At 38.0% G+C, this 25,909-nt stretch carries 22 protein-coding genes and 1 tRNA gene; 11 read left to right on the top strand and 12 right to left on the bottom strand.

What is annotated here, in order from left to right; translation table 11 throughout:
- The first annotated feature begins 94 nt into the window (after positions 1-94).
- Positions 95-976, top strand: coding sequence for a polyphosphate kinase 2 (gene ppk2, locus DM558_RS14820; RefSeq protein WP_109703776.1), 882 nt, complete (start codon positions 95-97; stop codon positions 974-976).
- Between the two features lie 83 nt (positions 977-1,059).
- Here ppk2 and DM558_RS14815 read toward each other — a convergent pair whose 3' ends face one another.
- Positions 1,060-3,588, bottom strand: coding sequence for an autotransporter outer membrane beta-barrel domain-containing protein (locus tag DM558_RS14815; RefSeq protein WP_127164642.1), 2,529 nt, complete (start codon positions 3,586-3,588; stop codon positions 1,060-1,062).
- Between the two features lie 301 nt (positions 3,589-3,889).
- Here DM558_RS14815 and cysM point away from each other — a divergent pair, with 301 nt between their 5' ends.
- The 3 genes from cysM to relA are packed head-to-tail and all read left to right on the top strand — an operon-like array spanning position 3,890 to position 8,441.
- Positions 3,890-4,795 (top strand): cysteine synthase CysM, encoded by a 906-nt coding sequence (cysM, locus tag DM558_RS14810; protein WP_127164641.1) that lies wholly within the window; start codon positions 3,890-3,892, stop codon positions 4,793-4,795.
- The gene (rlmD, locus tag DM558_RS14805; protein ID WP_127164640.1) at positions 4,792-6,150 is read left to right on the top strand and encodes a 23S rRNA (uracil(1939)-C(5))-methyltransferase RlmD; all 1,359 of its coding nucleotides are present in this window, start codon (positions 4,792-4,794) and stop codon (positions 6,148-6,150) included. Before cysM ends, rlmD begins: the two co-directional genes overlap by 4 nt.
- A gap of 47 nt (positions 6,151-6,197) precedes the next feature.
- Entirely contained in the window at positions 6,198-8,441 is a 2,244-nt protein-coding gene (gene relA, locus DM558_RS14800; RefSeq protein ID WP_109703784.1) for a GTP diphosphokinase, read from the top strand.
- Between the two features lie 50 nt (positions 8,442-8,491).
- Here relA and DM558_RS14795 read toward each other — a convergent pair whose 3' ends face one another.
- Positions 8,492-9,931, bottom strand: a complete 1,440-nt coding sequence (locus tag DM558_RS14795) for a toxin-antitoxin system YwqK family antitoxin (RefSeq protein ID WP_127164639.1) — start codon at positions 9,929-9,931, stop codon at positions 8,492-8,494.
- 129 nt (positions 9,932-10,060) lie between these two features.
- Entirely contained in the window at positions 10,061-10,579 is a 519-nt protein-coding gene (locus DM558_RS14790) for a hypothetical protein (RefSeq protein ID WP_127164638.1), read from the bottom strand.
- A 108-nt stretch (positions 10,580-10,687) separates the two neighbouring features.
- Here DM558_RS14790 and DM558_RS14785 point away from each other — a divergent pair, with 108 nt between their 5' ends.
- Genes DM558_RS14785 through DM558_RS14775 form a run of 3 tightly spaced genes read left to right on the top strand, consistent with a single transcriptional unit; the run spans position 10,688 to position 12,509 of the window.
- Positions 10,688-10,858 carry a DUF2897 family protein gene (locus DM558_RS14785; protein WP_109703789.1) on the top strand — a complete coding sequence of 57 codons (171 nt, stop codon included), beginning with the start codon at positions 10,688-10,690 and terminating at the stop codon, positions 10,856-10,858.
- 36 nt (positions 10,859-10,894) lie between these two features.
- Positions 10,895-11,632, top strand: a complete 738-nt coding sequence (locus tag DM558_RS14780) for a YciK family oxidoreductase (protein WP_127164637.1) — start codon at positions 10,895-10,897, stop codon at positions 11,630-11,632.
- A gap of 13 nt (positions 11,633-11,645) precedes the next feature.
- Entirely contained in the window at positions 11,646-12,509 is an 864-nt protein-coding gene (locus DM558_RS14775) for a DMT family transporter (RefSeq protein WP_127164636.1), read from the top strand.
- Positions 12,510-12,555: 46 nt separating this feature from the next.
- Here the strand turns inward: DM558_RS14775 and DM558_RS14770 are convergent, their stop codons facing one another.
- Positions 12,556-13,041 (bottom strand): FKBP-type peptidyl-prolyl cis-trans isomerase, encoded by a 486-nt coding sequence (locus DM558_RS14770; RefSeq protein WP_109704375.1) that lies wholly within the window; start codon positions 13,039-13,041, stop codon positions 12,556-12,558.
- 313 nt (positions 13,042-13,354) lie between these two features.
- Here DM558_RS14770 and DM558_RS14765 point away from each other — a divergent pair, with 313 nt between their 5' ends.
- The gene (locus DM558_RS14765) at positions 13,355-14,539 is read left to right on the top strand and encodes an acetate kinase (protein ID WP_127164635.1); all 1,185 of its coding nucleotides are present in this window, start codon (positions 13,355-13,357) and stop codon (positions 14,537-14,539) included.
- A gap of 192 nt (positions 14,540-14,731) precedes the next feature.
- Complete coding sequence (gene pta, locus DM558_RS14760; protein ID WP_127164634.1) at positions 14,732-16,438, top strand: phosphate acetyltransferase; 1,707 nt, start codon at positions 14,732-14,734, stop codon at positions 16,436-16,438.
- A 113-nt stretch (positions 16,439-16,551) separates the two neighbouring features.
- Here the strand turns inward: pta and DM558_RS14755 are convergent, their stop codons facing one another.
- The 5 genes from DM558_RS14755 to DM558_RS14735 form a co-directional block, all read right to left on the bottom strand.
- Positions 16,552-17,040 carry a hypothetical protein gene (locus DM558_RS14755; RefSeq protein ID WP_109703798.1) on the bottom strand — a complete coding sequence of 163 codons (489 nt, stop codon included), beginning with the start codon at positions 17,038-17,040 and terminating at the stop codon, positions 16,552-16,554.
- Positions 17,041-17,186: 146 nt separating this feature from the next.
- Positions 17,187-17,405 (bottom strand): FeoC-like transcriptional regulator, encoded by a 219-nt coding sequence (locus tag DM558_RS14750; RefSeq protein ID WP_109703800.1) that lies wholly within the window; start codon positions 17,403-17,405, stop codon positions 17,187-17,189.
- Positions 17,406-17,410: 5 nt separating this feature from the next.
- The gene (feoB, locus tag DM558_RS14745; protein WP_127164633.1) at positions 17,411-19,729 is read right to left on the bottom strand and encodes a Fe(2+) transporter permease subunit FeoB; all 2,319 of its coding nucleotides are present in this window, start codon (positions 19,727-19,729) and stop codon (positions 17,411-17,413) included.
- 21 nt (positions 19,730-19,750) lie between these two features.
- Positions 19,751-19,978 carry a FeoA family protein gene (locus DM558_RS14740; protein WP_127164632.1) on the bottom strand — a complete coding sequence of 76 codons (228 nt, stop codon included), beginning with the start codon at positions 19,976-19,978 and terminating at the stop codon, positions 19,751-19,753.
- A gap of 19 nt (positions 19,979-19,997) precedes the next feature.
- Positions 19,998-20,240 carry a FeoA family protein gene (locus tag DM558_RS14735; protein ID WP_109703805.1) on the bottom strand — a complete coding sequence of 81 codons (243 nt, stop codon included), beginning with the start codon at positions 20,238-20,240 and terminating at the stop codon, positions 19,998-20,000.
- Between the two features lie 443 nt (positions 20,241-20,683).
- Between DM558_RS14735 and DM558_RS14730 the strand changes: the two genes are divergently transcribed.
- Positions 20,684-20,758, top strand: a tRNA-Glu gene (locus DM558_RS14730).
- 179 nt (positions 20,759-20,937) lie between these two features.
- Positions 20,938-21,687, top strand: a complete 750-nt coding sequence (locus tag DM558_RS14725; RefSeq protein ID WP_164731474.1) for a metallophosphoesterase — start codon at positions 20,938-20,940, stop codon at positions 21,685-21,687.
- An 11-nt stretch (positions 21,688-21,698) separates the two neighbouring features.
- Here the strand turns inward: DM558_RS14725 and DM558_RS14720 are convergent, their stop codons facing one another.
- The 3 genes from DM558_RS14720 to gatA form a co-directional block, all read right to left on the bottom strand.
- Positions 21,699-22,844, bottom strand: a complete 1,146-nt coding sequence (locus DM558_RS14720) for a response regulator (RefSeq protein ID WP_127164630.1) — start codon at positions 22,842-22,844, stop codon at positions 21,699-21,701.
- Positions 22,845-22,985: 141 nt separating this feature from the next.
- The gene (gene gatB, locus DM558_RS14715) at positions 22,986-24,431 is read right to left on the bottom strand and encodes an Asp-tRNA(Asn)/Glu-tRNA(Gln) amidotransferase subunit GatB (protein WP_127164629.1); all 1,446 of its coding nucleotides are present in this window, start codon (positions 24,429-24,431) and stop codon (positions 22,986-22,988) included.
- A gap of 12 nt (positions 24,432-24,443) precedes the next feature.
- Positions 24,444-25,898, bottom strand: a complete 1,455-nt coding sequence (gene gatA, locus DM558_RS14710; RefSeq protein ID WP_177412524.1) for an Asp-tRNA(Asn)/Glu-tRNA(Gln) amidotransferase subunit GatA — start codon at positions 25,896-25,898, stop codon at positions 24,444-24,446.
- Positions 25,899-25,909: the final 11 nt, after the last annotated feature.

Below are 25,909 nucleotides of genomic sequence, written 5' to 3'. Positions count from 1 at the left end.
TAAAAAACTAGTAACAACGATTATTAAGCATTAATCTAGCATCAGAAATAATAAAAAAATATCATTTTTTAATGGCTATAAAGAGGAATTTATCATGAATAAGCCACAAAAGGAAAAATCTAAAAAAAGTTCTACACCAAAGACAACAATTAAGGATAAACCAACAAGCATAGATTTATCTAACCAACTGACACAGAAAAAAATAAAGCTATCAAAAAAAGAATACTACAAAGAGTTAGAAAAGTTACAAGGTGAAATAGTAGCTCTACAAGAATGGGTAAAGCAAACTGGCCAAAAAATTTGTATCATTTTTGAGGGAAGGGATGGAGCAGGAAAAGGTGGTGCTATTAAGGCACTAACTGAACGAGTGAGCCCAAGAACATTTCAAGTCGTCGCTTTACCAGCTCCTACTGAGCGTCAGAAAAGTCAAATGTATATGCAGCGTTATATCCCACACCTACCAGCTGCTGGCGAAGTGGTCATCTTTGATAGAAGCTGGTATAACCGAGCAGGTGTTGAGCGTGTTATGGGATTTTGTACAGAGAAAGAAAGTAGAGAGTTCTTAGAAGTAATCCCTTTTATGGAAAAAGCCATCATTAATTCTGGGGTGATATTGATAAAGTATTGGCTTGAGGTCAATATGGAAGAACAAGAAAAACGCATGAAAAGCCGTATGACTGATCCCAGAAAAACTTGGAAATTATCACCTATGGACATTAAGTCTTATAGTTGTTGGTATGGCTACTCAAAAGCACGAGATGATATGATTATGTCTACAGATACCTCTTGGGCACCTTGGTATATTGTCGACTCAAATAATAAAAGACGAGCACATCTTAATATTATTAGCCATATCCTTAGTTTGATTCCCTATAAAAAAGTACCGCTTAAAAAAGTAACACTTCCTGAACGCCAGAAAAAAGGGGATTATAAAGAACCTAACTATCCTTACAGATTAGTACCAGAAAAATATTAATCTTTATTTTATGAACTACAAAACCTAGTAACTACTAATAAACAAAAAGTAATTGCTAGGTTTTAATGTATTACTCTATGCGATTAAAACTCTAAACGATAACCTACTTTAATACTTTTATTATTAAAGCGACTACCCTTCGAAAAATCAGCTTCCGCATAGATATTATGTTGTTTATTCACTTTAGCATTGATCCCAATGCCATTGTCCCACCAGCTGCCGTCAAATGCATATTTATTACGCGTTGCAGAGTTACCATTAAATGAGTAACTTGTTCTACCATCAAACTCCTTCACATAGCCTGTTTTAAAATACACATCAACAGGGGTTTTTCCTTGATTTATGTTATATCCAACAACACCACTGGCTCGTCCAAGAATGGATTCATAACTGTCTAATTTAGTTTTTAGTCCATTGCTTGAGTGAATTTTTGCACTGTCTTGATAAGAATAGGTTAACTGAGCTTGTGGTTCAACATACCAGCCTGCTTTAGCCATATGATCAAAATAAAAACGTTTTCCTGTTTCCAATCCTAAAGTATAGCCTCTGGTTTTACCATCGCCATTGACTTGATAACCACCGCCAGTCGTTGTATTAAAATCATTTTTCATGACTGTGTATTTGGCAATAGCATCAACATAAAAATCATTTTGTGTTTTATAGGTTGTATAAAGTCCTACATGGTAACTTGTAGTATCACCATTACCAACATCATAATCGGCTTTTGCTTTACTGGTTCCGACCATAATACCTGTATAAAGGTCATTACCATCCACAATAAAACGTCTATCTAAACCAGCTTGAAATCCATGGTAATCCATATCAAATCCAGATAACTTGCCACTGAATGAGTTCATTTTTCCAGCAAAGCCGCGTATCCAAAAGTCCCAATCTTTATCACGGGGTTGACGCAACTCACCCATGCGATGAAGCAAAGTCTGAGTTTCTGCATAATTTAAAAGATAGTTAATATTTAAAATATTGACTGAGTGGTCTGCCGCATTGGTTAACTGACCACCACCTGCTTTAGCGCTTAAATACCAATTATTAGCATTTTCAGAAAACTTCGAATCTCCTTTATTGAGGGTATATTGATAAGCGCCCACATCAACAGTACCTGTACCCGTTAATGCAAAGTTAGCATTTCCGTCAGCCGTTTCAATAATTTTCAACCGTTCTGTTCCGTCGACTGCTGCAGAACCATTATAAGAATCAGAGACAGTGACCACATGATTGCCTTGTGAAGAACCCGTCACTTGTAAAAGATCACCTATATTATTAGCACCTAATCCAGAACCAACAATATTAGTGCGCATGAAGAAATTACCACTTCCTGTTAGATTTTCTGTTGTTAGCACAACTTGATTAGTATTATCTACTGCTGTTGTTTGATCCCCCAATACAACCGCTGCATTATTTTTTAAATCTAAATTAGTCAATTGTGAACTATCGTTCATTTGCCAACGGCTATTAGCGCCTGTAATATCTAAATTTAATGTACCATTATTATTAGTAATCGCTGTATTTCCTATAAAGGAAGAACCATCGGTCATGCGTAGATCTATTTTGCCACCATTATCAACCAGCATATTACCTACAACATTGAACTTACCTGATGTCTGTGCTGCGACCGTTGTGGCTCTGTCTGTATTAGAAGATGATACAACAGACCCATTGCCACTGGAGTAGATTGCATTACTATTTTTCGTCGGGTCTACAGTGATTGTTGTGTTGCCCAAAAGATCAACAACACCTCCTGAATAACTTTGAGTAGTTCCATTAGCAGTAATCGTACCATCTTGCGCAACGATACCATGTGCAGCTGCCCCAGACGTAGTAATAGTGGCATTATCGCCTAATTGTATATAGCCTGTTTTATTAGCATACACTGCATAAGCATTATTTCCGGTGGTAGTGATAGTACTGTCTTTTCCAACAGTGACAACTGCCGACCCTTCTCGAGAAAGAACATTATCACCTGAGTCTCTACTGCCAGCATATAACGCATAGCCTAGAGAATCGCTTGTATTACTGCCATAACCCAATGTATTAATCGTTGCATTATCGCCAATATTTATCGTATTTTCACCAGTACTGTATTGCGTTAAATTAGACCGGACTGCAACACCACTTTTTGCATTAATTTCCGTATTATTACCTGTATTAACAGTAGCATTACTAGTTATAGAAGCATTAATACCATCGGCAGAACTCCCTATTGCATTAACAATCAATTTTCCTGTAACGGTTAGTGAACCGCTACCTTGCGTTCTAATCGCATCAGTCCCAAAACCATCGGTCGGTAAAAATCCACCCCAAATACCACCTTTCATATTCACTGTTAAATTCTGGACTGTTGAATGTTGAGAAACATAAACTCCGAAGCCTTGCACATCAGGACTATAACCTGTCGAAATGCCCGTATTATTAACCACGACATTTTGATAGTTAAAATTACTCGAATCATACAAAGAATAGACACCACTGCAGTTATTTGTTAATCCATCAGCAGAAACTGAACAACTAGCTCTATCGGCTAATGCGATAGAGGAGGCACAACTCAACAGTAAAAATGTCTGCCATTTAAGAATATGCCCAACTCGCCTATCCATATAAGTAATCTCCCGCTACTCATAAAACCTTACTTAACGCTGCTAAGCGTCTTATATTTAGAATAAAAATATTGTTTATTAATACTAAGGTAGTATACGTTAACATAATTTATCGTCATTTTATTTAATAGGTAATTGTGATACATCTCTCAAAACTGAAATAAAACTTATAAATTTTTTCTCTATCCTTATGAATAAAAATACTTAATAAAAAGACTTAAAAAATCCAGTTTCATCCTTTTTATGTGTATAGTGTATGATAAATAATTAATTCAACTAGCTTAAGAGAATACTAAAGGCTATGGGCATAAATTATCCCTCTATTGCTGAAACTATAGGCAACACGCCTCTGGTAAAACTACAAAGACTATCTGGTAAAACTACCAACACTATTTTGGTCAAACTTGAAGGAAATAATCCTGCGGGGTCTGTCAAAGACAGACCTGCTTTATCAATGATTTCACTGGCAGAACAGCGTGGTGCTATCAAAGCAGGAGATACACTGATTGAGGCCACATCCGGTAATACAGGTATAGCCTTGGCCATGGCTGCGGCTATTAAAGGCTATAAACTGACACTCATTATGCCCGATAATATGAGTGCTGAGCGTAAAGCGGCCATGTCTGCTTATGGTGCAAAGCTTATTACTGTATCAAAAGAAACAGGAATGGAAGGTGCTCGTGACCTTGCCCTTGAAATGCAGAAGAATGGACAGGGGTTGGTACTGAATCAATTTGCCAATTTCGATAACCCAGAAGCACATTACACCAGTACAGGCCCTGAAATATGGCAACAAACACAAGGCTCTGTGACTCATTTTGTCAGTGCTATGGGAACAACAGGCACCATCATGGGTGTTTCTCGTTATCTTAAAGAGCAAAACAATGCTATTGAAATTGTTGGTCTACAACCTAAAGAGGGTTCATCTATTCCGGGGATCAGACGTTGGAATCCTGCCTATTTACCAAAAATTTTTGAAGCTCAACGTGTTGACCGTATTATCGATATGGAGCAACAAGAGGCAGAAGATACAATGCGCCGCTTAGCGCGAGAAGAAGGTATTTTCTGTGGGGTATCTTCGGGCGGAGCAGTTGCAGGGGCACTTAGGCTATCCAAAGAAGTCAATAATGCAACCATTGTAGCCATCATCTGTGATCGCGGCGATCGCTATTTATCAACTGGTATTTATAACGATCCACACGCATGAAAAAGAAAAATACTAACCTACGTTTCCAACATAACCACAAGCAAAGTATAACAAAAACAATTCCTGTAGGGAAAAAGCAGTGCTTGACCATTGAGCGCCTTTCTCATGATGGCCGAGGAATCGTCAAGCTACAAGATAAAACATGGTTCGTTGCAGGGGCACTCCCTCAAGAGGAGATAGAAGCTAGAGTTATGTCCTCTCAAAGCCAATGGGTTAATGCTAAATGCGAACGTATAATAACCCCCTCCCCGCTTCGACAAGCCCCCCTTTGTCAGTATGCGGGGATTTGTGGTGGCTGTGAGTTACAACACATCCCTTACGATGAGCAAGTCCAGCTTAAACAAAGCAGTGTTATTGACCAACTTCAGCGTTTTTCTTCTATAAAAATAACCCACTGGCAACCTCCATTAGTCGGAGAGCCTTTTGGCTATCGCCGTCGCGCACGCATTGCGGTACGCTTTGATGAAAAGACAAAAACACTTCATGTTGGTTTTAGGGCAGCATTTAGCCAACAAATCGTTCCGATTAAAGATTGTCTCGTTCTAACAGCTCCATTACAGCAACTATTACAAAAACTACCCACTTGCTTAAATGCATTAAACGCGCCCCATAACCTTGGTCACATTGAACTATTTGATGGCGACCATACCGCACTATTGGTTCGCCATATAAAACCGCTAACTGATAGCGATATTCAACAATTTCAACTCTTTTGCAAAGAGAACCACTGTCAACTTTGGTTACAAGGTAAAGACAAGCCTACGCCTTTTGATGAAACACAAGCATTGCAATATTCATTGAGCTTTGAAACGAAACCGCTTCACCTAAATTATCAAATGGGTGACTTTATACAAGTCAATGCCTCTATCAACCAACAGATGGTATTACAGGCTCTTGACTGGTTAACTATACAACCTAATGATACGATTTTGGATTTATTCTGTGGGCTAGGTAATTTCACACTTCCTATGGCAACCCAAGCCAAAAAAGTGATCGGTGTTGAAGTTGTAGAAACCATGGTCGAAAGCGCAAAAAACAATGCTCTCAACAATAACCTTAACAATACCGTATTTCACCAAGCTGATCTTTCTCAGCCCATTACTGGCAAAACATGGACTAGAGAAAAACTCTCTGCTATTGTCTTAGACCCCCCCAGAGATGGTGCAATACAAGTAATAAAGCAAATGGGTGAGCTTGATACAAATCGTATACTTTATATTTCCTGTAATCCTGCAACATTAGCAAGAGATGCTGAGTTATTGACAAAACAAGGATACCAAATAATAAAAGCAGGTATAATAGATATGTTTCCACAAACATCGCATATAGAAACGATGGTATTATTTGAGAGATAAGAGCAATATCGGTACAATAAAAAATCATTTTTTATTAAGGTAGTTTCATGGTACAGGTCAAAGCACATCAATCTATTAATGAAGATGGTAGTATTAACCTAGACACATGGTTAGAGCATATTAACTCCATGGTTTCTGACTTAGATATAGATGCTTTAAGGGAAGCATGTGAATATGTCAATCATGCAGCTAATACAGGAACTCCATCTCACAAAAGCTGGAATGACGATACGTCTTGCTTTCATGACGGGCTTGATATTGCCGAAATTCTTGCTGACTTAAACCTAGACCAAGAAACATTAATCGCTGCCGTTCTCTATCGTGCCGTGCGCGAAAACTATATTCCTTTAGAAGATGTACAAGCAAAATTTGGTGATGTCGTTGCTAAACTGATCGAAGGGGTTTTACGTATGGCGGCTATCACCCTTGCCAATAACCCTGTTCAATCTGATATGCTAACACCACAAGCACAGGTAGAAAACCTGCGCAAAATGTTAGTGGCCATGATTGATGACGTTCGTGTAGCACTTATTAAGCTAGCCGAACGTACTTGCGCCATTCGTGCTGTTAAAAACGCATCACCTGAAAGAAAAATAAAGGTTGCCCACGAAGTAGCTGATATTTATGCACCTCTTGCTCATCGTTTAGGTATTGGTCATATAAAATGGGAGCTGGAAGACCTCTCTTTTCGTTATTTAGAACCCGAACAATACAAACAGATCGCCACATTACTCCATGAGCGTCGCCTTGATCGCGAACAATACATTGCAGATGTTATGCAACAACTACGCGAAAAGCTTGAAGAAGCACATATTGAACCCGATATCAGTGGCCGCGCTAAACATATTTACTCCATCTGGCGTAAAATGCAAAAGAAAGGGCTTAAATTTAGCCAAATTTACGATGTTCGTGCTGTTCGTGTACTCGTTCCTACATTAGCCGATTGCTATACAACATTAGGTATTGTTCATACCTTATGGCGACACATTCCTAAAGAGTTTGACGATTATATTGCCAACCCTAAAGAAAACGGTTACCGCTCATTGCATACTGCCGTGATTGGACCAGAAGGGAAAGTGTTAGAAGTACAAATACGTACGCATAGCATGCATGAAGAAGCAGAGTTGGGTGTTTGTGCACACTGGCGCTACAAAGGAACCGATCTAAAAAATAAATCTGATCACTACGAAGAAAAAATTGCGTGGCTGCGCCAAGTTCTCGAATGGCAAGAAGAACTCGGTGATGTCATGGGAATTGCGGATCAAATCAGATTAGACACAGAACCTGACCGAGTTTATGTTTTCACACCCGATGGACATGCTATCGACTTACCCAAAGGCGCCACTCCTTTAGACTTTGCCTATCGAGTGCATACTGAAGTAGGCCATCGCTGCCGCGGTGCAAAAATCAATGGTCGCATTGTTCCTTTAAACTATATTTTAAAGACAGGGGAACAAGTTGAGATTATTACAACTAAAGAGGGAAGCCCTAGTCGCGACTGGCTAAACTCTAACCTTGGCTATATTAATACATCAAAAGCGCGCGCTAAGATCATTCACTGGTTCAAACTACAAGATCGAGATCAAAATATTGTGGCAGGTAAAGCAATGTTAGAACGTGAGCTTTCACGTCTTGCTTTACGCTTACCTAATCTTAATGCCTTAATCGAAAAAGCAAATGTCAAATCTGCTGATGATCTTTTTGCAGGTTTGGGTGCGGGTGATTTGAGGCTTAACCACATTGTTAACCTTGCTACTCAACTTAATGAACCCAGTGATAATACCATTGAACAACTTGAGCTCATACAACGCCGCCCAAGTAGGATGGGAAATAACGCAGGAGAAATTCAAATTCAGGGTGTAGGAAATCTTATGACGCAGATGGCTAATTGTTGCCATCCTGTTCCGGGAGATCCTGTTATTGGTTATATCACAATAGGCCGCGGGGTAACTATTCACCGCCAAGATTGTCCTAATGCGCTACAACTGGCGAGTAAAGAACCTGAAAGGATGATACAAGTTGATTGGGGTATAGCACCTGCACACACATACCCTGTGGATATCCACATTAAAGCTTATGATCGATCAGGTTTACTGCGCGATATTTCACAAGTTTTACTCAATGAGAAAGTGAACACACTCGCCATGAATACTCTCTCAAATAAAGAAAACAATACCGCAACAATGAAAATAACTATTGAAATCACCAGCTTAGATGCACTTGGGCGTTTACTGGGGCGTATTTCACAACTTCCTAACATCATCGAAGTTATGCGTAGTCTCAATAGTTAGCTACCAGTGGTTAACAAGGTGTTCTTATCTGAGACCTTGTCATTTCTATCTCAGGGATACTCGAAAATTCGATCTATCCCCGTGATGGCCAATCCATTCTCAAACAACACTTCATTAAATAACGTACCATTTTCTAAATAATATCGCCAGAATCCAACTTGTAAACCGTCTCTATAAACACCTTCAACAGATTTATTTCCGTTTTCATGCCAAAAAACATAAGCGCCCACTAACTTCCCTTGTTTATAAAAACATTCTTTTTCTTTACTGCCAGAGGCATACCAGTCAATACATGGCCCCTCTTCTAATCCTTTCTCATAGGCCACTTGTGTTTTTAATTGCCCATTGTCATGCCAATATTTTGTGAGACCTTGTAAGAAATCTTTTTCATAACATCCTTCTCGTTCTTTCTGGCCATTTTCATACCAACACCCACCTTCCCCCTGAAAAGAGCCTTCATGATAAGGAATCAGCTGATCTTGCTGACCATTTTCATACCATAGTCGCCACAGCCCCTCCTCTAATCCATTGACATAAGGTGCTTCTAGGGCTAGTTGTCCATTGTCATGCCATTCAAGCCAAACAATATCTTCAACAGGTGAGCCATCTTCAAAATAAATAGCTACTTGCTCATCCGTTTCTGGGTGACAAGATCGACAAAAGCCATGGCGTATTCCCTCGTCATAACTGTCCTCTGTTTTAAGGTGTCCGTTTGCATACCATGTTCGCCATATACCATGACGCTCACCATTTTGGTAATAGCCTTCTGTCTGTTTTTCTCCTGATTCATACCAAGCTTGATATAAGCCTTGTGCTTTCCCATTGACATAACATTGTTGTTGTTCTTTCTGGCCATTTTCATAATAAGTAACCCACCATCCTTCTCGTTCACTATGATGAAAATAACCATCAACATACTTATTTCCTTGCTCATAATAAGAGATAAAGGAACCTTCTTCTAAGCCTTGGTAATAGTTTTTCTCCATGGATTTCTGATGGTTATCGTAATAGGTTACCCATATTCCTGTACGCATGCCCTCTTCTAAATGTCCTTCAAGGATTAAACGCCCTTCATCAAAGGCTTTATGTTCTCCATGTAACCAACCTTTTTTATAATAAGACTCAATATAGGAGCTTTGATCATCAGGCCAGTATTTACGCCAACAATCTTCCTTATTATTTTGTAAAAAGCGCCCAACACCCGCCTTCTGCCCACTTAAATACCAAGATTGCCAAAGCCCACAACGTTTTCCTTCATTATAAGTAATCTGTTGCTCTACTGCACCGGTTCTATAATATAACGTTAATACGCCATCAATTAGCAGATGATCATATTCAAAGCTAACTGGAGTCGAATTGTTTTTATGTAAGAGAAAAGGAGATGTACGCTTTTCCCCTGTCTGATAAAAATCTTGTACCACCTGATAATCATCATGACTCTCCTTAATAACTTGACGACTAAAAGGCTTAACAGAAAAAAGATGGGGCATGTAAAGTAATAACTCATAATAAAAATAAAAAAATCAAGCCTATACTATAACAGAAATTGCCCTCAATTTATAATCAACGATGGCATAGAATTAGATTAATCGACCTCAAAAAGCTCCTTTACTCTCTACTTAGTCATCTTTTATAGATAACTCATATTGCTGAACAATATGCAAAAAACTCTGGGGTAATGGTCTATCGCGACAAGGAGACACCGTATATTTACTTTCAATATTCGTATAACAATGCCAGTTATCATTCGGTTTGTTTGTGTCGTAAGCAATGATAAGTAAACGCCCTTTAACAACCTTACTTGGCGTATCCTTTCTCATCACAGCATTAATAAAACACATTTTTGTAGCGGGATCTTCTAAAAAGCGTATTGTTTTAACATAATGATAAGCCTCTACTTTATGTATTATCAACGATTTATCAGTCATTACGGGACAACGGTGATATTGCTTGTAAAAAATAAGCACAGACTGCTGATATTGCCTCATCAATTGATAAGCTTCTTCAGTTTCAACCGCTGGGCGACGCTGGTAATCAAGAATAATACTGGCTAAAAATTTATGGCACACAATAAATAGCAACGCAAAAATGACCCAAAAGCCAATAACAAACTTCTTTCTATTCGTTATTCCTGCCACAATAGTTCCACATGCAATCCTAATGTTATGATTAAAATATTGTATCCTATTAAGCATAAAGTAAACTATACTAATCACATAACTCATTCATAAAAGGAGTGATCTAATATGCCATGGTATGGTTGGACAATCTTATTTATAGCAATTTGTATTATTATTAGTCCTTTATTTTCTTTATTAAAATCAAATAAAAAGCTCAACTTAACAGAAGCAGAGAAAAAAGTTATTCGTGAACGTAACGTAAAATGGGATGAGATGGACAAAAAAGAAAAAGAATAACTCACTTTAACCCTATAGATATTGCTTAATTTTTACATGTATACTTATACTCCCCCTCCTTGTTTACTTGCTGACCGTACCATTTTTATTACTGGTGCGGGGCAAGGCATTGGTAAAGCACTTGCTATTGGTTGTGCAACTCTGGGTGCAAGAGTTATCATACTAGGACGCTCAGTTAAAAAACTGCAATATGTTAGTGAGCTAGTAGTAGACCAAGGCTTACCCAAGCCTATAATAATCCCTTTTGATTTAGAACATGCCTCCGAGGATGACTACCAGACACTCTACACCATACTGTCTGAGCAAATCACTCACTTAGATGGTTTAGTCAATAATGCTTCCGTTGCCGCTGATCTAAAACCTTTTACTCAGCTTTCTAATAATGAGTTTAATCGTGTTATGCATATCAATGTTAATGCTAGCTTTGCTTTAACTAAAACACTCTTTCCTTTATTAGACAAAGCCCCTGAAAGCTCTATTATATTCACCTCAAGTTCTGTCGGCCGTATGGGCCGTGCTAACTGGTCAGCTTATGCAACATCTAAATTTGCAACAGAAGGACTTATGCAATGCCTTGCAGACGAGTTGCAACACACAAACGTACGCGTCAATAGTGTCAATCCAGGTGCAACAAGAACAGAGATGCGAGCACAGATTTACCCTGATGAAGTGGTGACAAACAATCCATTACCTGAGCAAATTCTTCCTATTTATTTTTATTTACTTGGTCCTGACAGTAACAAAGTAAATGGACAAGCATTTAACGCTCAATAAACGTGGAGTCATCATGACAAAAAAAATAGCATTAATTCAAATGCATATTGCCGCTGTTTTATTTGGTATTTCTGGTATCTTTGGTAATCTCATTATAAGCGATGCATCAATTCTCAGTTTTGGCCGATCTATTTTTGCTATTCTTGCAATGACAATCTTGAGCCTTCATTTTCGTATAATACCGTGGCACATCCCATTAAAAGCATTTTATACACTGACACTGACGGGAATCTTATTGGCTGCCCACTGGGTCTCTTTCTTCCATGCCATTAAAGTAGGTAATATTGCCGTGGCAACTCTCGGCTTTGCTTGCTTTCCTGCTTGTGTCGCTTTATTTGAGATGATTTTTTTTAAAGAGAAAATCACTGCGGCGGAATATAGCTTACTGATTTGTGTCTCCGCTGGCCTTATTATGGTCACGCCCTCTTTTGACCTTAACAACGAAGGAACAGTAGGTTTAATTTGGGGGGTTATTTCAGGTACTATTTATGGTGCTAGCGTAGTGATTAATCGTTACAGTCTAAAACTAACAACAGGTGTACAAATTTGCTGGTGGCAATGTTTTATTGTCCTTATTATTCTATTTCCATTTAGCTTTAACCAACTAAATACCGTACCTAAAATGGATTGGTTATGGATCGCCTGCTTAGGTCTTTTATGTACAGGGCTTTCTTATTATCTTTTTATTAGTAGTTTAACAGCAATTAACGCTAAAACAGCCTCTATTATTATTGCGCTAGAACCTGTCTATGCCATTATTGGCGCTTGGATTTTATTTCATGAAATACCCAGCATAAGAACAGTCGTGGGTGGTTTGATTATTATCGTGGCAGTTATTTGGGCGGGATTACAAAAGCAAACAGCGAATAATAATTAATGAATATGAGATGGATAAGATTAATCACCCATCTCATGATTAAATATTAATGCTGATGACCGCCTTCGCCATGAATGTGTCCATGAGCTAACTCTTCTTCAGTTGCATCGCGAACATCCATTACTTTTACTTTAAAGTTTAGGCGTTGACCCGCTAAAGGATGATTACCATCAACAGTAACATTATCACCATCAATATCACGTATAACTACAACTTGCACACCGCCATCAGGCGCTGAAGCATGAAATTGCATACCAGGTTCTAATTTATCAACACCTTGAAAAGCACTGCGAGGAACTTCTGCTACTAGCTCAACGGAATAATCACCATAAGCATCTTTAGGCTCAACAGTAACTTCAAGCTCATCACCTACTTTTTTTCCTAACAATGCACCTTCTAAACCAGGAATAATATTATTAAATCCATGTAAATAAGCCAGAGGAGAATGCCCCTCAGAACTGTCTAATACATCACCTGCTTCATTGGTTAATGTATAATCAATATATACTGCTTTTTTAGGTTCAATTTGCATGCTATTGGCCTTTTTTATAAATAATTTGAATTGAGATGTGCATATTACAATGCTAAGAAGAATATATCGACTAAAAACTTATTAAAATTTGTATAATTAGTCTTGCATAATATTGCCATTACTGTAATTTATTAGAGTCGTATAAAAACAACTTGAAACAAAAAAATAATAACTTTTACAAATATTTCAATGTATTTTTATGTCGGTCAATTAACAGACAATAATATTGCTAATTAAAGTTACTTAGCTTTTTATATAAATTATACTATCCAATGTTTTTCGTAGATACGTATATAACTTGAAGGTATTTTTTATGGTCTCTCGTAATATTTTAGTTATCAACTGTGGTAGCTCATCACTAAAGTTTGCTTTAGTTAACCCTGAACAAAGTCAGTTTGCCATTTCTGGCTTAGCTGAATGCCTAAACACTCCCCAAGCGGTTGTTTCTTGGAAAATAGGAGAAGATAAAAACACTTTATCTATCCCAAGCGGAGACCATAAGGACGCTTTATCTAAGATTATGCCTCTAGTTCAAGAAATTTGTCATGGGAAACTGGATGGTATCGGACACCGAGTGGTACACGGTGGACACATATTTACTGCACCAACAAAGATAACACCACAAGTTCTTTCTGAAATAGAACGTATCTCTCCTCTGGCACCTTTACACAACCCAGCAGCATTACAAGGTATGCGTGCAGCACTAGACGTTTATCCTGATCTATTGCAGGTTGCTATTTTTGATACGGCTTTCCATCAAACTATGCCAGAACAAGCATTTCGTTATTGTATTCCTGAAGACTATTATTCAAAGCATAATATCCGTCGCTACGGTTTCCATGGTACTAGCCACCGCTATGTTAGTCATCAAACCGCAGAATTTTGCAATCTGCCCGTAGACAACAGCCATTGGTTGACCGCCCATCTAGGAAATGGTAGTTCTACTTGTGCGGTATCTAATGGAAAAAGCGTAGATACCAGCATGGGGTTGACACCACAAGAAGGCGTATGCATGGGAACACGCAGTGGAGATGTAGACCCTGGTTTATTTGGTCATTTATCTCGTGTTTTGGGAATGTCCATCAATGAGATCGAGAATCTACTCACCAAACAAAGTGGTCTTTTAGGTCTATCTGGTTTATCTAATGATATGCGTACATTAGAGCAATCTAGAGAAGAAGGCCATAAAGGGGCAACATTGGCTATTGAAGTATTTTGCTACCGCCTCGCTAAATCATTAGCAAGCATGGCTTGTGCACTACCTCGTTTAGATGGATTAATCTTTACAGGTGGTATTGGTGAAAACTCTTCTTTAATTAGAGAACTAACTGTTTCATGGTTAAAGCTCTTAGGTCTTGAAATCGACACACAAGCTAATACAAAATTAGCACGCGGGACTGCGGGCCTAATTAATAAGCCTAATACACCTCGTATTGTTGTAATGCCTACAAACGAAGAGCGTCAAATTGCATTAGATACATTACTATTTGTAAAGTAAGTAGATAACGCTATTAGCTAGCCTAAATAAGCCCTAATCAATCCTTTAGATTTGTTAGGGCTTAAATACTATAAGAACCCGCTACAGGTGCTTTATCAGTCAGGAGTCACAACAAAACAGTAGTCAACGTATTCAGTATAAATATTGTTTAAATGAGTTTATAAATAAAGAATAAAGATAGGATTGAAAATCATGCATGCATTTTTCGTTACGTCCACAGATTTTGAAATTAACTTAACTTCTATTAGCGCTGGGCTTATTCAGGCTTTACAAAACAAAGGGATGAAAGTTGGTTTCTGTAAGCCGATATCACAGCAAATAACAGAACATACACCTGACTACGCTACCCAACTGATTGAGAAAACCTTAAATATAAAATCCCCTCACCCACTCTCTAGAAAACAAGTTGAACAATATTTAAGTCAGGGTCTATTAGATCTAGCTTTAGAGGACTGCGCTCATCTAGTTCAAGAGGCAGCCCAGGGAAATGACATTGTCATTGTTGAAGGCGTTATCCCGTCACCAGAGGCTAGCTATGCCACATTGATTAACACCGCATTAGTTAAAAGCCTGAATGCAGATATTATTATTGCTGCACAACCCAGTGAACGAAATACCACTGCCGAGGAGTTTATTGAAAATATCAAAATCCAGATTCAAACCTTTGGGGGAATAAAAAATTCTAGATTTATTGGTACTATCCTAAACACCCATGCACAAACTGGAACTAACCTTTCTAAAGCACACTTAGAACAAATAGCTCACGAGTTATTTAATAGCCAATTCAAAATTATTGCTAATTATGCAGCCCCCGATTTAAATACTGATACACAAAAACTTGCTGCTCAAATTTCTCAAACACTAGATACAGATTATTTAACTCAGCGTAGTCATTTAAAACAAGAGTTGCGTATCACACCGCCTATCTTCCGCTATCAATTAGTAAAACGTGCAGTAGAAGCCAATAAGCGTATTATTCTTCCAGAAGGAAATGAACCCAGAACCATTCAGGCAGCTATTATCTGCCAAGAGCGCAAAATTGCTCGCTGTGTATTATTAGCCAAACCTGATGAAGTAAAACGTATTGCTAATGAGTTGACATTACAAATCCCTCGTGACCTTGAAATTATAGATCCAGATACCATTCGCCAACAGTATGTTGCTCCTTTAGTAGAGCTACGTAAATCTAAGGGAATGACAGAAGCATTAGCAACTGAAGCGCTCCAAGATACGGTGATGTTAGGAACTACCATGCTTGCCACAGGCGATGTGGATGGTTTAGTTTCAGGTGCTGTCCATACAACAGCCAATACAGTTCGACCTGCATTACAGCTTATTAAAACGGCCCCCGAATACAATCTTGTTTCCTCCGTCTTTTTTATGCTTTTACCTGAACAAGTATTGGTCTACGGTGATTGTGCAATAAACCCTAATCCTACCGCTGAACAATTAGCAGACATAGCCATTCAAAGTGCTGAGTCAGCTACTGCTTTTGGCATTACCCCTCGTATTGCAATGATAAGTTACTCGACTGGCTCATCAGGTACTGGTGCTGACGTTGAGAAGGTAAAACAGGCGACAGACCTTGTTAAGCAAAAACGACCTGATCTAATGGTTGATGGCCCACTTCAATACGATGCAGCAACGGTTGATAGTATCGCCAAACAAAAAGCCCCTAATAGTCAAGTGGCAGGCAAAGCCACTGTTTTTGTTTTCCCAGACCTAAATACGGGTAATACAACTTATAAAGCCGTTCAACGTAGTGCTCAAGTGATTAGTGTCGGTCCTATGCTACAAGGACTAAGAAAACCTGTGAATGATTTATCTCGTGGCGCACTGGTGGAAGATATTGTATTCACTATTGCATTAACAGCAATCCAAGCCATCAACAAAAAGTAAAAATACCCCAAAAATATAAAGGAAGAGCAATCTTCCTTTTATTTATAAAAATATCACCCACAAAAAACCAGCAAAAATGCTGGTTTTTTGTCTAATTTAGTTTATTAACTAAATTATTTTACTAAACAGCAACCATCGCTGTACTTGTTAGTAGCAGAAATGCTATTAACAGTACCTTTGTAACCAGTTACTTTTACGTGAATTTTCTTGAAAACAAAATAATCATCAACAGTGATTTCGTAACGTGGAGAAATTAATACATCGCCGTTCACTGGAGTTAAAGCATTATATGCTGCAGCTGCTTGAACTTGTGGAGTTTTGTCTAAAGGATTTGATGGTAATAAACCGCCAGAAGAAACACCATTGAAGCCAACACCATCAACGAAGTTGCTATCACCACCAAAAGAGATGAAACCAAATAATACATTTAGGTTAGACTCACCAGAAACTCTTTCACCAACTTTGATATCAGCACGAATTTCGTTAGTTACGATACCTTGAGAAGACAAGGTTGCAGCAGTTCTGTTTGTATTGAAGCTATGGCAACCAGCAGCTACTACTACAGCAGAAGCTAATGCAGCAAATTTAATAGACTTAAGCATACTTTTTCCTTTTTTACAAATACTATAATTTTTTAAATCAAATCCGTAAGTAATAACGGTATCCAAATCGTACCATTATCATCACGTCATGTACAGACTTTTAGCTAAAAAACATAAAAATTTAGCTTGAGATCAATAACCTAGTATTAACTTTTCCAATAATAAATTGTTGTCAACTCACTATCACATTGGCAACAACCTTTATCACAACCAGAAACTGTGCTTTGCTCAACCTTTCCTTTACGTAACCAAAGGCTCATAGCATCTTTTATGACTTCACTACTGACATCAAAATGTAGAGCAAGGTCTCTTAAACTAGCTTGTTCATGTTCTTGTAAATATTGCTTTAATAAACTTGGTGTCATGTTGACTACTCCTGAGCCAAAACTTTAACGGTAAGTTTTTGTAGCTTTTTCGCAGCATAACGTTTCATTATTAATAATCCTGCAACTATAAAAATAACTAAGCCAACAATCCAACTGATCGAATGGATTGGTGATACTGTAAATATAGCTAGCTGATAAAAAATAACTGAAACACTATAGCCTAATCCTGTACACCACAAACCAATAAACACGGCCCAACGTAAATTCGCTTCGCGGGTGACTGCCCCTATTACAGCAACACAAGGGAAATAAAGCAAAATAAGTAATAAATACGCAAATGCTGCTGCGGTATTAGGGAATAACTCTTTCATAGACCCAAATACTGTTTGTGATACATTTTCAGTCTCCCCATTCTCAGCAATACTTAGCCCTAAAGGATCGATAAGCTTATGTGATAATGCCTTAATATTATCAGGAATAGTCTGGAATGAAGCACGTATTTCACCCCAGAAATCAAACGTATCTTCCTTATCTGTCGCTTCTTTTGATGAGGAGGCAGCTTCCTCATACAGTGCATTGAGCGTTCCAACAACCGCCTCTTTTGCAAGAACACCGGTAAAAATACCCACGGCTGCAGGCCAGTTATCTTGTGTCATTCCCATAGGAGAAAATACAGGTGCGATGTTTTTACCAATCGATGAAAGAACAGACTCTTTCGTATCTTGATGGCCAAAACTACCATCAACCCCAATAGAATTTAGAAGATTTAATACCATCACCATGGGGACAATCACCGACCCTGCCCGGAAAATAAAACTTTTTAAACGCCCCCAGATACTAATGGCCACACCCTTAACACTCGGTAAGTGATATGTAGGTAACTCCATAATAAAAGGAGTGCTCTCGCCGGGTAACAATGTCTTCTTTAATGCTAAACCAGTTAAAATTGCCGCACCAATACCGATCAGATAAAGTAAAAAGACAATATTTTGCCCTCCCACAGGGAAAAATGCAGCGGCAAATAATGCATAAACAGGTAAACGAGCACCACATGACATAAAGGGAGCCATTGCCATCGTCATTAAACGATCGCGCTCTGTTTCTAATGTTCTTGTTGCCATCACAGCAGGAACATTACAACCGAACCCAACAATAAGGGGAACAAATGACTTACCTGGTAAGCCAATAAAACGCATAAACTTATCCATCACAAAAGCGGCACGTGCCATATAGCCGGAATCTTCTAAAATAGATAAAAATAAGAATAAGAATGTAATAACAGGAATGAAGGTAGAAACCGTTTGAATGCCACCGCCAAGCCCATCAGCAAAAATTACTTTTACCCAATCAGGTGCACCTATGCCAGACAACACATGATTAAACCCATCCACAAAAATAGCACCGAAGAATCCATCAAAGAAGTCTGTAAATGCAGTCCCCAAATTAATAGCAAACATGAACATCAAATACATGACAACAAGAAAAATAGGAATACCAAGCACTCTATTTAAAACTATGCTATCAATTTTATCTGATGTCGTGCGTGACAATTGATCTTTACGTTTAATCGTTGCCTTAGTAATGCGACCAATAAAGCTATAACGCGCATCTGCGGTTATAATATCTAACTCTTCATCTAGCTCCGCCTCTAAATCTTCCTTAACTGAACTTGCCACGTTAACTTGTTCAGCATCGACTAGCTGCATTGCACTAGCATCACCTTCAATCAGTTTTAACGCCAACCAATGTGAATTTAATTGATGAACATCTAAGGATGATAATTTCTGTTGCATTGCTTCAACAGCTGATGTTAATAATGGGGGATACTCTGGAAGTGTATGGGGAATAGAGAATTGCTCTGTACTATCAAGAAACTCTTTAAGCTTACCAACACCTTGATTTTTAGATGCTATAACCGGAATAACTGAACAGTCTAACAACGTTGAGAGTTGCTCAATATCTATTTCTATGCCTTTAGATTTCGCCGCATCCATCATATTCAAAACCACAATCATAGGGACTTGCATCTCTAATAACTGTGTTGTTAAATATAAGTTACGTTCTAAATTAGAAGCATCGATAATATTGATAATAAGATCAGCAGAACGAGAAAGAATATACTTTTGCGCTACTTGCTCGTCTAGCGATGTGCTATCCGCAAAATAATCTAGCGAATACGTACCAGGTAAATCAACTAACTCAATATCGGTTTGATTAAAACTGAAAAAACCTATTTTCTTTTCAACGGTTACCCCTGGCCAGTTCCCTACCTGTTGACGAGCACCTGTTAACGCATTAAATAATGTTGTTTTTCCACAATTCGGATTGCCGACAAGGCCGACTTCTAGTTTTCGCTTTCCCATATTCTACCTATGCTTATCCTTTTACTCTTCAATAATTAACATTGCGGCTTCATCTTTACGCAAAGAAAGGGCAAAGCCTCTCACATTAATTTCTACAGGATCTCCCATAGGGGCTAAACGGGTTAACGTGAACTCAGTCCCTGGGGTTAAACCCATTGTTAACAGTTTTTGACGATATACTTTATTCCCTTTAGCAAAACTGACTATCTTTGCTTTACAGCCAACTTTTAAATCTGTTATAGAACCCATAATTAGTATCTCTTATGCTTTAATTAGGCTGAACAATAATTTTTTGCGCTAGACTCGATGCAATAGCAATGCGAGAATTTCCTACACCAATAATCAAATTTCCGTCGGCCGACTGAAGAATTTCAACCATCGTATTGGGCATAATGCCCATACTCGACAGTTTTTTTACAGTCTCTGTTCTCCCTGTCACATTAACCACTTGTAGCTTTTGATTCCTAGGAGCTAAAGGCAAAGGGATTTGTACATTAACATGAGAGGACATAAGCCCATACTCCCGATATATGAATCATAGATAAAATATATGATAATGATTACTATTAATAATGCAAAACAGTTTTATTAAAAAGAACTAATCATTGACCTTAAACAGGTCTTTAAAAAGTTCCCACTCCCCAGGTGAGCGTAAATAAAAACCTATCATTTAGGACTCTAAAGATACCATACTTTATGATATTGATTATCAACCATATTACCTATCTTATTTAGCACCGCCCTACTAGTTTATTTATTTATTAATCTGCTCAACCGCTACAACACACTATTCTAGCAATAAATAATTATTACGACACACTAAACCTATAAAAAAAGCTTGTAAAAGTTGTAAAGCCATATTATTATAATCGGCCTTTCAGCTAGGTGTATTAGCTAATCAGTTAACACTGATAATACATATACCCGTTATAGAGTTATAACATAGAAGGTTTTGTCCCCTTCGTCTAGTGGTTAGGACATCGCCCTTTCACGGCGGTAACAGGGGTTCGAGTCCCCTAGGGGACGCCATATCATACAAAGGCAGCATTCGCTGCCTTTTTTATTACGCAGCTCACATGATTTCTTTGACTATTACATTACTGAGTTTTTTAGCCGTTTATCTAGGCTGGTTTTGTTTTGTTTCTATTATTTTATGTTCATACTTTATAAAAAAGAAATATTATAGAAAAACAAGCTATTTTGTTCTTATGTTAAGTTTTCTTTTTTTATGGGCTCACTATATTGAACCCAACATTATCCTTACTCAAGACAAAACCATTAAAGGGCTTGGCTTTAATGCAGACGTTATTTTGATATCAGATATTCACTTAGGATTATACAAAAACGAAGATTACTTACAACGTGTCGTTAATAAAATAAATAATATTTCTGCCGATTATGTAGTCATTGCAGGCGACTTTACCTATAAAGCTAATGTCAAAGACTACAAAAAATACTTTAAGCCATTGGCACATATCAACAAGCCTATTTATGCCGTAAGAGGGAATCATGACTATCGAACCTCCGACAAAGAATTACTCAATGTACTAAAGCAATACCGTGTCAATATTATTGAAAATCACATTATCAACTTCGGTACTTACCAACTGGCAGGGTTAAGTGATCGCCTTGAGTCTCACGATGATACCAGCTTTTTAAATAAAGCAAATAAAACAAAACCCATACTAGTGCTTGCCCACAATCCTGATAGCAGTGATCGTCTTCTTCCTTTTAATGTTCCGCTCTTACTGGCTGGACATACTCATTGCGGACAAGTCTATTTACCTTTTATTACAAACAGACTTGTCATAAGAACTCAGCATAAATTTACTTGCGGATATCATGAAGCAACCGATAAAACAGTCCCTGTTTTTATTACTCCAGGCATTGGTGAAGATAATTTACCTTTACGATTATTTACTCCACCAACAATTAATATATTACACTTACAAAAATAGTTTTGATTCCTTTAGTTTTTTTTCTTAAAGAATCCTCTAACTGTTTCAAGACCCGACAAAACACCCTCTTTCACTTTTAAACTAACATCTTTTAAGGCTTCAGATATCGTTTCTTCCTCTGCCTTAGGCTCAACACGCTCAAGTGGGGGCCAAACTAAATAGACAGGACCAGTATAAAGCCTATTAGACATTTCAATCGCTGCTGATAATTGCTGATAAAGTTTTTCAAGCTTAGTATTAAAGGGTAAGTAATTGAAAATAATCTTATTTGTTAACAAATTCATAATTTGCTGATAATTCATTCTATCTTTACTCATAATCGTAATGATAGTTAAATGAGGCAACTCATTTTTAATTTGCTCTAAAAAAAGTATTTCTTTCTCTTCCCGAAGACTAGAGTCATTAAAACAATAAACCAGCGTTTTAACGACGGTTGTTTCTAGAGTTTTAATTGTTTCTTCTTTACTCTTTGCATGAATAAACAATGCCTTATCAGTATAATTTTCTTTCACTTCATCAAAAAAAGCATTATCCTCACATTGAATAACAACAGGATTAGAAGAGGGAGAAACTGTTTTTGTCAGCTCAATTTGCTTAGTGATATTGGGAGAAAGTTGCTGCATCTTCGCAGCAGCAGCTGCTAATCCACCAGATTTTTCCAAGTAAGATTCAACCGCATCATCAATCAATCCAAGTATACGATTATTATCAAAAGGCCTTTTAACTAACTTAAAAACATCACCTTTTTCTAAAGAATATTTTGCTTTTCCAAAATCTAATTGCCCAGCTAATAAAATTCTTGTTGTAAAAGGGGCTATTTTTTTTGCCTGCTTTAAAAAATCAACGCCTAAAATGCTTAAATTAGGGAACGCTTGCTCACTAATAATCAACGCAATCTTTTTGGTACTCAATAATCTTAAGGCACTACTTGGTGAGGTACAGCAATGAACCTCATAGCGAGGTTTTAAAAGCGAGCTTAATGTACCCATCGCTTTCGTATCTAAGTCTAAAATGACTATCTGTATTTTTTTACTGGCATACACCTTATCTAAGTCATTTTTCCCTACATTCAACTCAATTTCCATTTCATCTTTTGTTTTTTCTTTACGCTTATAAAAATCAAATACCACATGGGAATTTTGATCTGAACTGCTCATATATTAAATTCCAAATACGACTGATACTTTATTAAAACTAACTCTATTAATGGATCAAATAGAGTAAATACTTCTTTACTACCCAAATATTTACTCTTTATTTGTTAATAGGAAACAGGTTACTTCCGATAAAATAAATAATTAACTTTCAAGCTTGCTTTTGAGCAACTCATTGACCTGTTGCGGATTTGCTTTCCCCTTAGAGGCTTTCATTGCTTGGCCAACAAAAAAGCCAAACATTTTCTTACGTTTATTATCATCCGCTAGACGATACTCTTCAACATCTTTAGCCAACCCTGAGAGCATTTCATCTAAAATAGACTCAATCGCACCTGAATCTGTGACTTGCTTTAGCCCTTTAGCGCTAATGATATCATCGGCTGTTCCTTCAGCTGCTGCCATCGCTTCAAAAACTGTTTTTGCAATTTTTCCAGAAATAGTATTGTCTTTAATCCGTACTAATAAACCACCAAGCAACTCTGCTGAAATAGGAGAAGCCGTAACATCTAGATTATCTTTATTTAACAGACTAGATAATTCACCCATTACCCAGTTAGCAGTTAGCTTTGCATCACCACAAATAGCTTGTGCTTGCTCAAAGTAGTCAGCTAATTCTCTACTGGCGGTTAGTACACTAGCATCGTAGGCAGATAAACCAAATTGCTGTTGTAACCGTTCACGCTTTTCAGTCGGTAATTCTGGTAGTAATGCCCTAACCTCTTCAATGAGCTCATCGTCTAATACAACAGGTAACAAATCAGGGTCTGGGAAATAACGGTAATCATTCGCCTCTTCTTTGCTCCGCATAGAACGCGTCTCATCTTTTGCTGGATCATACAAGCGTGTTTCTTGGGTAATACTACCACCATCCTCTAAGATTTCAATTTGACGATTAGCTTCATATGTAATTGCCTTTTCAACATTGCGAAATGAGTTAACGTTTTTAATTTCACAACGTGTACCAAACTCTTTAGCTCCTAGCGGCCTAACCGAAACATTACAATCGCAACGCAAAGATCCTTCGGCCATGTTACCATCGCAAATATCTAAATAACGCACCATTGCATGTATTGCCTTGGCATAGGCTACTGCCTCTTTCGCACTGCGCATATCGGGCTCAGAAACGATCTCCAATAACGGAGTACCCGCACGGTTTAAATCAATCCCCGTCATGCCTTGAAAATCTTCATGCAAGCTCTTACCTGCATCTTCTTCTAAATGGGCACGCGTAATACCTACTGTTTTAATAGTTCCATCTTCTAGCGCAATATCTAAATGCCCTTTACCAATGATCGGCAATTCAAACTGGCTAATTTGATAACCTTTAGGCAGGTCAGGATAAAAATAATTTTTACGAGCAAAAACACTTTTCTTGCCAATTTCTGCATTAATGGCTAAACCGAATTTAATCGCACGGCGTACCGCCTGACCATTTAATACTGGCAAAACGCCCGGCATACCTAAATCAATTAAGCTAGCTTGTGTATTTGGCTCAGCACCAAAGGTTGTACTACTACCTGAAAAGATTTTTGACACGGTTGAAAGCTGTGCATGAATTTCTAAACCAATCACTATTTCCCATTGCATCTGCTTAACTCCTTAAAATCCAGTAGGGACTTGACGATGCCAGTCAGTCACTTGTTGATATTGATGAGCAACATTAAGCAAACGCCCCTCTTCAAAATAAGGAGCTAATAACTGCCCGCCTACCGGTAAACCATCGGCAAAACCAATAGGCATAGACAGAGCAGGCAAGCCTGCCAAATTAGCTGTAATGGTATAAACATCTTCTAAATACTGCGCAACAGGATCACCTACTTTCTCACCGAGTTTCCAAGCAGGATTAGGTGTAGTTGGACAGAAAATCACATCCACCTCATTAAATGCCCGGACAAAATCATTTTTGATTAAGCGACGAATTTTTTGAGCCTGTAAATAATAAGCATCATAATAACCCGCAGATAAAGCATAAGTACCGACTAAAATACGCCGTCTGACTTCAGCACCAAATCCTTCTGTTCGTGAACGAGTATACATATCTTGTAGATCTTTAGGATTATCACAACGATAGCCAAAACGCGCACCATCAAAACGAGATAAATTTGAAGAGGCTTCAGCAGGTGCAATAACATAATAGGCTGGAATTGCTTGTTCCATGTTCGTAAGGCTTATTTCTTTAACCTCTGCGCCTAATTTTTGTAATTCTTTCACTGCATTATCTATTAAACTAGCAATGCGTGAATCGAGCCCCTGACTAAAGAATTCTTTAGGTAACCCTACTTTTAAGCCTGTCAGCTTCTTATCCAAGAAAGTGTAATAATCAGGTACAGGTTCATTAACACACGTTGAGTCTTTTTGGTCAAACCCTGCAATGGCTAATAATAACAGCGCACAGTCTTCTGCCGTCCTCGCAATAGGACCACCTTGATCCAAGCTAGACGCATAAGCAATCATACCCCAACGAGAAACACGCCCATAGGTAGGTTTAATACCTGTAACACCATTAAAAGCAGCAGGTTGACGAATTGAGCCACCAGTATCTGTGCCTGTAGATGCAGGCGTCAAACGAGCAGCTACCGCGGCCGCCGCACCACCACTCGAACCACCTGGAACACGTGTTTGATCCCATGGATTTTTAACAGGCCCATAATAACTTGACTCATTCGAAGAGCCCATAGCGAACTCATCTAAGTTGGTTTTACCCAATGTTACACAGCCTGCATTGATTAACTTTTGAACAACAGTCGCATTATAGGGGGCAATAAAATTATCCAACATCTTAGAGCCACAGCTAGTACGAACACCTTGCGTACAAAATAAATCTTTATGAGCAATGGGGACACCCAATAACTCATGGTACTTTCCTTGTGCCCGTCTTTCATCGGCAGCTTTGGCTTGTTCCATAGCTAATGATTCGGTGATGGTAATAAAGCTGTTGAGTTGTGGATCAAGTTGCTTAATTCTTTCTAATAAATACTGAGTAATTTCTACAGAGCTAAATTCTTTTGCTATTAACGCTTTAGAAATTTCTGACAAGGTCAATTGATGCATTATTTGTTTACCTT

It is taken from the genome of Entomomonas moraniae, assembly GCF_003991975.1.
GTDB lineage: Bacteria > Pseudomonadota > Gammaproteobacteria > Pseudomonadales > Pseudomonadaceae > Entomomonas > Entomomonas moraniae.
Note: the sequence above shows the minus strand (reverse complement) of the source record. Positions and strands in the feature narration are given on the sequence as shown.

Coding starts and splice junctions, on each gene's coding strand:
- feoB (WP_127164633.1), bottom strand. CDS start 19,729: ATGGGAAAGCGAAAACTAGAAGTCGGCCTTGTCGGCAATCCGAATTGT.
- pta (WP_127164634.1), top strand. CDS start 14,732: ATGCATGCATTTTTCGTTACGTCCACAGATTTTGAAATTAACTTAACT.
- ppk2 (WP_109703776.1), top strand. CDS start 95: ATGAATAAGCCACAAAAGGAAAAATCTAAAAAAAGTTCTACACCAAAG.
- DM558_RS14780 (WP_127164637.1), top strand. CDS start 10,895: ATGTATACTTATACTCCCCCTCCTTGTTTACTTGCTGACCGTACCATT.
- cysM (WP_127164641.1), top strand. CDS start 3,890: ATGGGCATAAATTATCCCTCTATTGCTGAAACTATAGGCAACACGCCT.
- DM558_RS14795 (WP_127164639.1), bottom strand. CDS start 9,931: ATGCCCCATCTTTTTTCTGTTAAGCCTTTTAGTCGTCAAGTTATTAAG.
- relA (WP_109703784.1), top strand. CDS start 6,198: ATGGTACAGGTCAAAGCACATCAATCTATTAATGAAGATGGTAGTATT.
- DM558_RS14725 (WP_164731474.1), top strand. CDS start 20,938: ATGTTAAGTTTTCTTTTTTTATGGGCTCACTATATTGAACCCAACATT.
- DM558_RS14720 (WP_127164630.1), bottom strand. CDS start 22,844: ATGAGCAGTTCAGATCAAAATTCCCATGTGGTATTTGATTTTTATAAG.
- DM558_RS14785 (WP_109703789.1), top strand. CDS start 10,688: ATGCCATGGTATGGTTGGACAATCTTATTTATAGCAATTTGTATTATT.
- rlmD (WP_127164640.1), top strand. CDS start 4,792: ATGAAAAAGAAAAATACTAACCTACGTTTCCAACATAACCACAAGCAA.
- DM558_RS14735 (WP_109703805.1), bottom strand. CDS start 20,240: ATGTCCTCTCATGTTAATGTACAAATCCCTTTGCCTTTAGCTCCTAGG.
- DM558_RS14765 (WP_127164635.1), top strand. CDS start 13,355: ATGGTCTCTCGTAATATTTTAGTTATCAACTGTGGTAGCTCATCACTA.
- DM558_RS14815 (WP_127164642.1), bottom strand. CDS start 3,588: ATGGATAGGCGAGTTGGGCATATTCTTAAATGGCAGACATTTTTACTG.
- DM558_RS14740 (WP_127164632.1), bottom strand. CDS start 19,978: ATGGGTTCTATAACAGATTTAAAAGTTGGCTGTAAAGCAAAGATAGTC.
- DM558_RS14755 (WP_109703798.1), bottom strand. CDS start 17,040: ATGCTTAAGTCTATTAAATTTGCTGCATTAGCTTCTGCTGTAGTAGTA.
- DM558_RS14770 (WP_109704375.1), bottom strand. CDS start 13,041: ATGCAAATTGAACCTAAAAAAGCAGTATATATTGATTATACATTAACC.
- DM558_RS14750 (WP_109703800.1), bottom strand. CDS start 17,405: ATGACACCAAGTTTATTAAAGCAATATTTACAAGAACATGAACAAGCT.
- DM558_RS14775 (WP_127164636.1), top strand. CDS start 11,646: ATGACAAAAAAAATAGCATTAATTCAAATGCATATTGCCGCTGTTTTA.
- gatB (WP_127164629.1), bottom strand. CDS start 24,431: ATGCAATGGGAAATAGTGATTGGTTTAGAAATTCATGCACAGCTTTCA.